The following is an 11,572-nucleotide window of genomic DNA, read 5'->3' as shown; positions in this document are numbered from 1 at the left end:
TGCCACATTGGACGTTGTCATGGCGCCTTACCCAGGTCGAGAAAAAGAAGGCCGACTGGCTGCCCGGCAGTCGGCCGCCGAAATTCATTTCAGGATGGCGCAGCGATACTTGGTGGGGCCGAATTCGTTGTCTTTGTGCCACCTGCCAACGAGAAACTGACCGGCGGGGCAGTTGTACACCGAGTTGGCCTCACCGATCTCATCGCTCCAGGCTTGAAGCGTGACCGTCAGGTCCCTGCCGCCCTGGGAGGCCGTTGCGCACTCATAACGGGTCTGGCCATTTCCGCCGCCGTCGTGGGTGCGTCCGGTCATGATTTTGTTCATAGGGCAGACGAAGTAAATACCATCGGACTCTTTCAACTGAGGAGACCATACTCTGTCCCCTACGCTGACGTTCGTCCCGGACTGAACTGCTGTGGCACATTCATAACGAGTTAGGCCGTTTAAAAATCCTGTGTGTCGGCGGCCGGTCAGGATCATGGGAAAGGTGCAGGTGTAATAGGACGACTGTTCAGGAATAGCGTCGGACCATGTACGACCCGAGTCTGTCGCGGCCGGTGGCCAAGTGGTACCGAATGCTTCGGAGGCCACCAACTCGATGCAGGACAGTTTGTCGCGAACTTCGCCATTCACTTTTTCATATTTGCTTTCCAGCAGAAGGCCGGGAGCAATGATGCTATTAGAGGGGTACGTAAATAGATAAGTGATTTCATTAACGCCGACAGTTGTTGATTTTCGGGTGGTTTTAAGTTTGAGCCAGAAATTCTGGCCTGCGTTGGTGTTGTCGGAGCACCAGGGGTCATCCGTCAAGAAAACTCTAAGCGCCGAAGGTAATTGGACAAGCTCGATGGAACGCGTTTCGAATCCCTTGCATTTTGTGACGAAGGTCGACAGTTCGTAGCGATAAGTCAAACCGCTGCCTTGCGCAGGCACATCCAGGGAACAAGTGTCTTTGTCTTTATTATAGAGAATGATCTGCGCGGCGTTTTCGGGAGAGTTCGAAGTGGCCATCACTGTACTCACTGCAACCAGGCTGGAAAATAAAGCAATGACATGACGGGAAAGCGAAATAAGATTCATGTTTTAGGCTCGATTGACAGGTGAAAGAAAGGGCCCGGTTGCAAGCTGTCAAGCACTATGTACTTATTAATAGAGTGTCGCGCATTGATAAATGGTCCACCCGTTTTCATCGCCTCGGTGACCCCGTCCGGTCATGACCTGACCTGTGGGGCAGGTGTAATCACTGCCCGATTCCTTAATATCGCCTGTCCATACACGATTGGCAGGTTCTAGTTCGTCATCGTCAAAGGCGCCGCCTTTGGCGATTCCGCACATATACCATGTCGGGCCGTTTTCATCATGGTAGTGGCCACGACCGGTCATGATTGTAGGGTGGGGGCACTCATATCTATGGTTTGCGGACTCAACCTCAATCTTTCCAGTAAAACTATCCCCTGCCGGTGGCGTCACTTCTACTGGCTTTCCATTTTGTACAAGGCTGGCGCACAAATGTTTGGTGGAGCCGTTTTCGTCGCCTGCGTGCTGGCGTCCAATCATGACGGTATTGGTCGGACACTGGATGAAACCCAATCCGTTGCTCCCTTATCGAGAGTGGATATGTCCGGCTCTCTGTTTTTCCTTCCGACCAGGAACCAGGGATTACGGTGACCAGCGCTTTAGTTTCGGCAGGTGTTTTATCAGTGTTCATACAGCCACTGCTAAGTAATAGTGTTGTGACCCCTAAGGCAAGATGAAAGCGGCTATTGATTAGTGATGGCATGGGTACGGGTAAGCTCTTCATGATACTTGCTCCCAACGAGTATTGTGAGGCGGTTAAACAAGTAAGGTTGAGAGAACAGTAGACACGAATGCTCACTTTGGCTACCTAGCAGAACTGCTAGGTTGTTGCGTGCAGAAAAAATAAATACCCAGCCTAGCTGGTTTTAGCGATCACCGGAACCTATCTGTTCTGTTACTGGTCATGCGTGCGTGGTGAGGGTACAACAACCTCAATTGTACTTGGCTGGGAATGAGCCAACGGACGTTAGCTTGTTTCAGCCAATCGGCCCATGGTCGCTTTGACGTAATATGGCGAGGATGCGTTATGTCTAGAGAATCTGTAGCCGACTTCGTGGCTTGGCTGGAACAGAGGCCCAGGACCCTGGGCTGGGACGCTATCGTGGCGTACGACCAGAGTAAAGCCAATACGCTGTTGCGTCAGGAATATATCCAACGATTTGACAGTGGCCGCTATTTTGACCCGTTGACGTTTAACGTTCAGTATTCACCCACGCATTGGGACTATTTATATGACTATATTCTGGATGCGCCGCGATTGTCGTTCGAAACTTCCGACATATCGAATTCTAAAGCGACCCTGACCATGCGGATTGTCGGAGGAAAGCAGGTCACCGTTAAACAAGCCGTGGGCGAACGAGTTACATCCGTGACTCGTATCGGATTGGCGGACGCTCTGAACGGTCCTTTATTGCACATGCTCGTTCCGTTGGAAAGAACGCCAGGTACCGAGGACAGCCTTGGCCGCGTCACACTGGACCTCTCGAAGGGCGGGGGAGTATATGGGGAATTCTACCTCACGGTCGGCGACGGCATGGAGCAAGACTGGGTCGCAGCCGAAAAATTCCGGCAGCTATTCGAGGCCTTGGACGACGATCAGAAAGTTTTCGAATTGAATAGTTTGGCGCGCGACCCCTCGGAACTGCTTCGACCTGAGAAATTCTACATTCGCACCCATCCGGCACCGGGAGGGAACGTGCGTGGCGCGCCCAACTTCGGCGAGGGCGAGGTGTTGGTGTTCATTCAGATGAGAGGAGGTGCGTCGGACGACGAAGTCGGTTTTCCGCCTTCTAACGCGGGGATGCACTATCTGATCCCTCAGGATGGGGGCAGCGAGCCGCTGTCGGCGACGATCCTGTTGGGCAACCGTTTTTTGCTCAAGAACGTCGTTGCCGACGGATTCAAACGCATCAATGCCGCACCTGTCCAAGTGGCTTCGGAAGGTGTGGTGGGTGAACATATTCGTTCCTTGACCCCACAGAATGGAGCCCGAACGGCGCAAGTACCTGTGCAAACCGATGTTCCCAGCATCAGGAGCCTGGCCTTGCCTTCCGGAATTACCTTGCCGTTCAAGGCCGGAACAGGGGGGGAGCTCTTCGCAAGAATAAACAAGGACATCCTGATATTACGTTGGGAAGGGCAACGCGCGACCGATGCGCGTGTAGAGCTCAGCAATAGTCAGGTAGTTTCCTCGGCTGTGACGATGAAGTGGCACCGGCAGCAGAGTTTCAGATTTTCGACGTCGGCAAATGGTCAACTGTCATTGGCTCCCGTGCAGGCGGGGGACAATGTGGCACAGTATAAAGTATCCCCCAACGGTTTAATTGGAACACCGGCCGAACCGCACCTGGGTCCGATTATTGAACGTCTCGAGTCGCTACTTCGGCAGCAGTTGGACGATAGCTTCCAGCTCTTCACCAGTTCGATTTCCCAAATAGATGCTTTTCGACTCGATGGGTTGTTGTTCCGTACGCAGAATTCGATACAGCCGAGTTCAGGATACTTTGTCGGCGATCTGGCATTGCTCGGTAAAGTTGCCCCGAGCCTCACCAACTTTCTCATTGCTCCGATCGAACCGGTCGTCGGGCCTGGAGGACGGATTACATTTTCCACCCAGCCTGCGGTGACCGGGCTGACCTGGAGTGTCAAGAGTTTGCCGGGCGAATCCGGCGACTCAGGTGAGATCAACCGCGACACCGGTGTTTACGTGGCGCCCGGCGGCACCGACATCACCGGTTACCAGAAGCGGGTACTAGTGACGGCTCGGGCAGCCAATGGCAATTCCAGCAAGGCGTTGGTGAGCATCGTCAAGAGCGACATCAACATCGATCCGTTGGTATTCGTGGTGACGGCAAGGTCCGAGGGGGAGCAAGTCTCGGGCTACAAGATGTCTGCGGCTGCGTTGGATGGCACCGAACTTGTCTGGAAACTGGCCAGCGGGTCGACTGCCAGCATCGAAAATGAACCTGAACCGATCATCGGGCTTCCCAACCAGAAACGATTTATACCACCTGTTCGTCAGGGGGATGCAGCCGTTACGCTCGAATACATTGAAGTGTCACGTATTTCTGGCGGCCGGGCACAGCAGGCTGTGGCGGTAGTCATACAACATGCCTCTAGTCATTTCTTCAGAACGGTATTCGACCCGTTGCGAGGGATGCAGTTGAAGTTGGTTTATGTGAACAGGAACGGTGACGAAATCCAAGAGCCCATCGAACAAACGACCTTCACGCAATTATATGGCGACGGTAGCATTACAGAGGCTGGTTGGTATGTCCCGTCCCCAAACTCAACGATGAAGTTCGCCGTGTGTATGGCAGAAAGAGCGAGTGATGAAGATTGGAAGTTTGCTTGCATTATTTTGCCGCTCCCGCTTTTGTAGGTGGATTAATTCACCTGTCTTGAATTAACGGTCTCGCCGTTAACAAGTACAGTCAGAAATATTGTATAGCAGTTAGCTACCGTTCAAAGGAGTTAATCAAATGCCCTCCTCAGAGACGCAGTTGCCTGTCCCACAGATCAAGGAATCCCATGATCTGCACATCTATCCGCGCCCGAGTGGACCAACGATTACCGCGGTCATTGCACCGTATCGGGCCATGCAGGTAGGTGACGTCGTCACCCTCAAGTTTGAAGGTTACGACGACACAGGTGAATTGGACGAGGTTTGGCGACAGCCGAAGACTTTGGAAAAAAGTGATATTGACAAACCCCTGCTGATGAATATTCCCAGAGACCAAATTGACTTTATCGGCGGCGGTCACGCATTGATCAGCTACACCGTGGACTATGTCGGTACCGGTATCTGCGGGCCTTCCATGGTGCAATCGCTGGGAGTTACGGAGCCGACCACACCGTTGGCACCGCTCATTGAGATAGAAGGGTTGTCTGGCGATACGCTGGATCCCACACAATTCCCTGACGGTATTACGCTGCGAGTCGCGCCCTATGGGGAGGCCAATATCGGCGACGGGATAGCCTTGTATTGGTGGACCTCCAGCCTTGATAAGCGTGTGGTTCAGGCCTTCTTGCTCGATCCGTCGAATATTCAGAGCGAGGTCCTGCTGTTTCGGCTGTCTGCCCCAGTGCTGCAAGCCAGCATGGGGGAAGCGGTCCAAGTGTTCTATCAGTATGCTCGGGCCGGTGTGGCTCAGACTTCGCAAGCACTGGAGCTGAGAGTGCGGGCGCCGCTGGATCTGAAGCCCCCATCCGTCGAGGGCGCCACTGCCGAAGGCATGCCTGGCGACAACCAGGCCTATCTAACCGCTGCGTCTACCCTGCAAAACGGCGCGTTCGTCACGCTGCCGGCGTCACTGGCAATCGGCGCTGGCGATCGAGTTGCCGTTCATTGGCAGGGGGATCCAGCGGGAGGCGTGCATATTGCGACCGAACCTTTTGAACATGGAAATCCTCGGCGCTTCCAGGTGCCGGTCTGTGCCATCGCCGCGAATATGGAAGCGCGCGACGACGATGACGCCAAACGATTTGCAGTGTTTTACCGAATTACCCCAGTCGGTGAGGGTTATCAAGATTCCGATAGTTTACAACTGCGAATTTTACCGTTACCGATAGAGTTTTATCCCACTGTTCAATGCACCGAGGTGGTGGGCAATCGACTCTCATTACGCACCGTGCCTGAGACAGGGGCGAACATTACCTTGGCGACGTGGCCCTTTATTGCAGCGGGTCAACAATTAACTATTCGTGCCCATGGCATCAGCGCGACGAGCACTCCCATTTCTTTTGATATCCGTAGGCCCGCTGTGCCTGTCACGGCCCAAGAGGCTTTGAACGGTATAAGGGATCAAAAGTTATTGAATACGTTTTTACAGCGGTTGAGGTTGAATTCGAACCTGAGGTTCGCGGTAGCGGTGAGTTTTGATGGAGGGAAAATCAATTTCAACTTTCCTTCACTGGACGGTATTCAAGTAGTGGAATGAAAGGCAGTTCGGTACTTGGGAGGCTGGTGGCAAACAGTGCTCAACATTAAATTCTGAGGAAGTTATCATGGCGCGCGAAACAGTGGCACAATTTATCCAGTGGCTGGGAGAAAAACCGCGGACTTACGGTTATGATGCAATCCTGGCTTATGATCAATACAAAACCAACGTGCTGTTGATACAAGAATACATCGAGCGATTTACCAATGAGCATTATTTTGATCCCATCAGTTTTGATGCTGAGTTTAGCTCGGGTACTAACTGGGAATATATCTACGACTATCTTCTCGACGCGCCTCGGCTGTCGTTCGAAACCGCGAACATTAATCAATCTGAAGCAACGCTGACGATGCGGATTATTGGCGGGACGCAGCTTTCCGTGAATAAAGGCGTGGGGGAAAAGGTCAGGTGGGTTTCACGGATACGACTGGCCGATGCTCTGAACGGTCCTTTATTACGAGCGACCATTGACTTGCAGAAAAATAACGGCTCGGTGGAGGAAGATGGAGGTGTGTTCCTGGATATTTCAAAGGGCACGAGGCTGTATGTCACTATCGGCGACAGCATGGAACAGGATCTGATCGCCGGTGAAAAATTCCAGAAGAAATTCGAAGAATGGCCGGAGGAAGAGAAGGTATTCGAATTGAATACCCTGCCGGTCGACCCTGACAACCTTCTTCAGCCCAGAAATTTCGCGATTCGCACCCATCCGGTGGAGGGCGGCGATGATCGTAATTCGCCCAGTTTTGGCGAGGGCCAGGTATTGTTGTTTGTTCAGATGCAAGGAGGTGCGGCGGACGAAGACGTCGCTATTCCGGGTAGCAATGCAGGGATGCATTATTTGATCCCATTGGGCGGGGGCGACGAGCCGCTGTCCGCGACATTGCTGTTGGGCAACCATTTCATGCTCAAGAACATTGTTGCCACTGGGTTCAAGCGCCTCACCGAACAATCTATCGAGGTCATTCCAGAAGGGGTGGAAGGGCAACATATCTATAAACTGACCCCGCGGAGCGGAGCCCGGGCGGTGTCGGTGGGCACACTAACCGGTATTCCCGGCATCAAGAACCTTACATTCCCATCCAAACTCACCTTGCCGTTCCAGGCTGGGACGGACGGGAAGTTCTTCGCAGAAATAGTCAATAAGGACGTCTTGACATTAATCTGGGACGGGCAACACTCGAACCCGGTGGTTGTGGTGACCAATGATAATCAGACGGTCTCTAAATCGGTTACGATGAAGTGGAGCTGGCAGCAACGCTTCAAGTTCGAGACAGACGCCGAGGGCAATTTGTCATTGAGGCTACATGGGACGGAGCAACTAACAGTATGCAAAGTTTCGCCTGACGGTCTTATTGGTACACCTGCAGAGCCGCACTTGGACGCGATCATTGAACGCCTCGAGTCGTTGCTCGGAGAGCAACTGACAGAAAGCTTCAGGGTCTTTACCGGAACGGTACTCGAGATCAACACCTATCGGCTCCATGGCTTGTTATTCCGTACGAAGAATGCGGTGGTGCCGAGTGAAGGATACTTCACCGGTGACTTGGCGTTGCTCGGCAGGATCGCTCCAAGCATGACCAACTTTGTCATCGATCCAATCGAACCGCTTGTCGGGCCTGAGGGGAGGGTAGAGTTCAAAATCGAGCCTGGGGCGGTCGGCGTTGAGTGGACCGTCATGAATTTGCCTGATGAGGACGGTGATCCCGGCGTGATCGATCGCCAAACCGGCGCTTACCAGGCTCCCCGCGATATCGACATTCCGGGTTACCAGAAACGTGTACTGGTGAACGCCCGGGCAGCCAATGGCAATACCAGCTTGGCGTTGGTGAGCATCGTCAAGCGCGATATTGGTATCGACCCGTTGGTGTTCGTGGTGACGGCAAGGTCCGAGGGCGACCAGGTATCGGGCCATAAAATGTCCGCCGCAGCGTTGGATGGAGCTCCTCTTGCCTGGTCGCTGGCTAGCGGATCCACCGCCGAGATCCGGGATGAGCACGAGCCGACACCGGGTCTGCCCAACCAGAAACGCTTCATACCTCCTCTTTTCCAAGGTAACGACGAGACGCCCATTACCCTTGAAGAAATAACGGTGGCCCGTGTAGCGGGCGGCCCGCAACAAAAGGCTATTGCAGTCGTGGTGCATCAGGCCTCCACCTATTACATCAAACCCGAGATCAGTGACGATAAGCGGAAGGTGACGGTCAAGTTGTACTACACGGACCGGAGTGGGAATGAACAATGGGTACCGACTGATCAAGTCGAGTTCACCAAACTCTACGGCGACGGTACTTTCTCAACGACGGGGGAGTATGAGTTACCGGCCGTCCCGGACGCCAAGTTTGCTGTGCTCATGGCCATAAGGCCGGACGATGAAGTCTGGAAGTACAGTTTTCTAATCGTGCCCAATCCCATTGTGGATGTGCAGTCTTTTACTGATGCAACAGGGTCGTGAGGAGAGTCGTCATGGCTTCGAATAGTGCGGCAGATACATTGATGATCGGCCATTCCAAAACTGAACTGCTTCGGAAACTTACGGGCAAGGGCGTCACTTTAGGTTGGGGGGCGATCGTGGCTTTCGACCGTGCCCATATCAATCAGATATTGCAAAAGCAATACCTGTCTCATATGAACGACTTGAGTTTCCTGATGCCTTTCAATCGTCGGTTCTTTACTCATGAGGAGGAGTTCGAGGAAATCCAACTGGAACGTATGGTATTGGGAGAGCCGCGACTGTCTTTCGAGTCCGCGAGCTTGGTCAACTCCGAGGTGACGCTGACGATGAATATTATCAGCGGCAGTTATACCACGACCGACCATTCGCCGATCTTCCCGAGCATGGTCCGGGAAAGCTTCAACATTCTTGAAGACATGGGTTATCAGGTGCGAATGACCGTCAGCCTGGCAGTGGCGCAAGGGACGGTCGATGAGCGAGGCCGGGTCATACTCGACTTGTCCAAAGGGCTCGATGTCATGTGTAACCTGGGTTCCAGTGACTTTGCCCAGCGTCGTATCGGTGATGCGGTCAAGGCTTACCTTGAACAACACCCTGTTTATCGCAAGATTTTCGTGCTCGGCATCATCGATTACAACGACTACAGCCCATTGGCGCCTCGTTCGTTTGCGCTGCGTACCCAAGCGGCGCCCGGGGCGGCGGATGCCCGGTCGGCGAACTATGGGGAAGGCGCGTTGGTAATGTTCGTTCAACTGACCTCCAATCCTGAACCAGGGAGCCTGCCCGCAAACGATCGAGGCCTTCCTTACTTGATCCCCAATGACTTGGAGAACGGCAAGCCCAAATACTCCGCCACGGTGCTGGTGGAAAAACGCCTGATTCCGTTTGTGGATGGGGCGGAGCTGGAGTTGCTCAAGCATTTGCTGTTTCCCAACAGCTATGTCTTTACGGACAGCGAGCCTCCCCACAAGCCCCATGATTTGGTGGTGTTCGGTAATATTTCGCTGGCATCTGACGGGAGGGTTGTCGAGCCTGCACGTGTCGCGGTGAAAGGCGGTGTGCCGACTCGCTTCAGCGTTGTCAGCGGCACGGGGCGCGCGTCGGCACCGGACGGATGGAGTGCCAGCAGCCTCGATAGCCCTTGGGTGGTCGGCGACATGCAAGGCGACACCTACACACCGAAGGCCTCGGAATTGATGGGATTCAACCAGCAGGTCTCGGTAGTGACGGCCCATTACCAAGACAGTCTCGGAGAGCGAAGCTACTCGGGACTGGTGGTGGAGTCTTACCAGAGCATCGCGGTTTCTCCGCGTATCTGCACATGGGGTGAAGGGATGGACCCTGTCCACCTTAAAGCCTCGAGCCTGGGGAACAATCGATTGGAATGGCGGTTGGTAGGCGATCCGAAGGGGCAGTTGGAGGTGGAGGACGACAGTTACAACGCTGTTTTTACGCCACGATGGGAAACAGGCCAACCGGTATGGATTCAAACCATTGAAGTGAAAGACACCAGCACGGCGGAAACTACCCGTGCAGCGGTCATCATTATCGTGGCGCCGCAGTCTCTCAAGATCGTGCCTTATCATGTGCCCTCCCTCACGGCATCCAGTCGTATACGGTTCAGTGTGGACAATTCGGCTAGGCCGGCCAATTGGGAGGTGTTTGGCGAGGGAACGATTACCTCGGATGGGGTATTTACTCCGCCCATCAGTAACGAGACACCGGTCAGCGTCGTGCTCGGTGAGACCAGTGAGAGTGACTGGGGCTATGCCATTGTGCAGTTGGTCGAGCGGCAGCGGGAAGCGCCGCGTTGGACAGAGCTGAGTGTATTTTCAATCGAGGCGCTGGACACGACGCAGTGCTACATCAATGGTCTGCAGCAAATTCCGCTGCGGATCAAAATCGAAACCAAGGCAGTCGACTATGAAGGGTATTCGATTGATATTCCACTGAGCGACGTCGAGTTGTCGACCTTGAAGCTGGTCGATCTTATCAGCGGTGCTGAAGTACCTTTTATCGAGGCGCATCGGGAGGGGATAGAGGACGGTGAACTGCCTTGGGCGGTCAACGTCCAGCGCAACCGTTTCAAGCTTTACTCTCCGGGCGCCGTCAAGGAGGTAGATCCCAACCGTCCCATGGAACCCCACAACGACCGGACACGCTATCGTGAGTTTTATGTGCAGTCGACATCCGAAGGTACCCGTGAGTTTTATGCCAAGTTCCAGGCTGCCGATAACCGGACATGGTCTTCAAATATGCGTGAGTGGGCGAATGGCACTATTCGGCTGCAGGGCGTTGTACCGCCCACCCCATTGAGAGAAGTCGGGCCCAATGGCCACTATGACTTCGTTCGGACGCGCGTTTTCAATGGGGTAGGTGAGGAGAAACCCGATGATCCGTTTTCTTATCTGCTGGACTCGATCGATTACTGGAAGTTTGCTTACCGAAAGTCGGGGATATACCCCGTCCGCATGGCCACGCTCAAGGTCGCCGGTAACGCTTCGACCTTGCAATACGAGTCGGAGCAGTTGGATGAAGTGTTCGCCAGTTACACCGGGTATGGTTTTTATCCCCAACCCTTTGGCCGGGAAGATAACCCACCGACTAAATTGGTGTTCGATGCTTATTTTAGAGTCTTATGCCACGACCTGAATTATGACGGGCCTTCATCGGACTTTATTGAGCAACATCGCCCTTCCCCGGGCGAACTTATCGTCAGCCTTCATCGAGTCGCGGATATGCCCTACTGGAATGACGGCATGACCGAGGAACCGCTCATGAAGTATCGCGAACGGCTGGATACGCCTGTGGATTTTACACTGACGGATGTGGAAGGTAACCGCCATCGAATGAGTGTGAGTTTTGAGATACCGAGCAAAGCAGACAGCCGCAATCAACTGCTGATCAATTTTAGATAGCGCCGAAGGCGAATCATGGATGATTCGCTGGGTTGCTTCATATCTTGTCCAAGGCGGTGACACATTATGACGTCTTCAACGGTTGTTCATTCCAATGCCTTCAACTTCATGAGTTTCCTGTCGGCCAGTGTTGATCCACGCACCGGTCAATACACCCTCGCCATCGACTTGCCGGAACTCAA

General features: G+C 53.7%; 6 protein-coding genes. 4 read left to right on the top strand and 2 right to left on the bottom strand.

What is annotated here, in order from left to right:
- Positions 1 to 84: 84 nt before the first annotated feature.
- Positions 85 to 1,080, bottom strand: coding sequence for a hypothetical protein (locus tag ACIPQ1_RS28670; protein ID WP_411385376.1), 996 nt, complete (start codon positions 1,078 to 1,080; stop codon positions 85 to 87).
- A 66-nt stretch (positions 1,081 to 1,146) separates the two neighbouring features.
- Entirely contained in the window at positions 1,147 to 1,590 is a 444-nt protein-coding gene (locus ACIPQ1_RS28665) for a hypothetical protein (protein ID WP_446535145.1), read from the bottom strand.
- A 514-nt stretch (positions 1,591 to 2,104) separates the two neighbouring features.
- On the opposite strand from ACIPQ1_RS28665, the gene ACIPQ1_RS28660 reads away from it, so the two are divergent.
- The 4 genes from ACIPQ1_RS28660 (at position 2,105) to ACIPQ1_RS28645 (ending at position 11,390) form a co-directional block, all read left to right on the top strand.
- Positions 2,105 to 4,459: a hypothetical protein gene (locus ACIPQ1_RS28660; protein ID WP_411385375.1), complete on the top strand. Its 2,355-nt coding sequence runs from the start codon at positions 2,105 to 2,107 to the stop codon at positions 4,457 to 4,459.
- A 100-nt stretch (positions 4,460 to 4,559) separates the two neighbouring features.
- Complete coding sequence (locus tag ACIPQ1_RS28655) at positions 4,560 to 6,017, top strand: hypothetical protein (protein WP_446535144.1); 1,458 nt, start codon at positions 4,560 to 4,562, stop codon at positions 6,015 to 6,017.
- A gap of 67 nt (positions 6,018 to 6,084) precedes the next feature.
- A complete protein-coding gene (locus tag ACIPQ1_RS28650; protein WP_446535143.1) occupies positions 6,085 to 8,472 on the top strand; it encodes a hypothetical protein in 2,388 nt (795 codons plus the stop codon).
- An 11-nt stretch (positions 8,473 to 8,483) separates the two neighbouring features.
- Positions 8,484 to 11,390 (top strand): hypothetical protein, encoded by a 2,907-nt coding sequence (locus tag ACIPQ1_RS28645; protein ID WP_411385373.1) that lies wholly within the window; start codon positions 8,484 to 8,486, stop codon positions 11,388 to 11,390.
- Positions 11,391 to 11,572 lie beyond the last annotated feature (182 nt).

It is taken from the genome of Pseudomonas sp. LARHCG127 (genome assembly GCF_052871455.1).
The sequence above is the reverse complement of the archived record's forward strand: the minus strand, read 5'-3'. Positions and strand labels throughout refer to the sequence as shown.

Excerpts from the sequence above, each read along its gene's own strand:
- ACIPQ1_RS28660 (WP_411385375.1), top strand. The coding sequence starts at position 2,105 with ATGTCTAGAGAATCTGTAGCCGACTTCGTGGCTTGGCTGGAACAGAGG.
- ACIPQ1_RS28655 (WP_446535144.1), top strand. The coding sequence starts at position 4,560 with ATGCCCTCCTCAGAGACGCAGTTGCCTGTCCCACAGATCAAGGAATCC.
- ACIPQ1_RS28645 (WP_411385373.1), top strand. The coding sequence starts at position 8,484 with ATGGCTTCGAATAGTGCGGCAGATACATTGATGATCGGCCATTCCAAA.
- ACIPQ1_RS28670 (WP_411385376.1), bottom strand. The coding sequence starts at position 1,080 with ATGAATCTTATTTCGCTTTCCCGTCATGTCATTGCTTTATTTTCCAGC.
- ACIPQ1_RS28650 (WP_446535143.1), top strand. The coding sequence starts at position 6,085 with ATGGCGCGCGAAACAGTGGCACAATTTATCCAGTGGCTGGGAGAAAAA.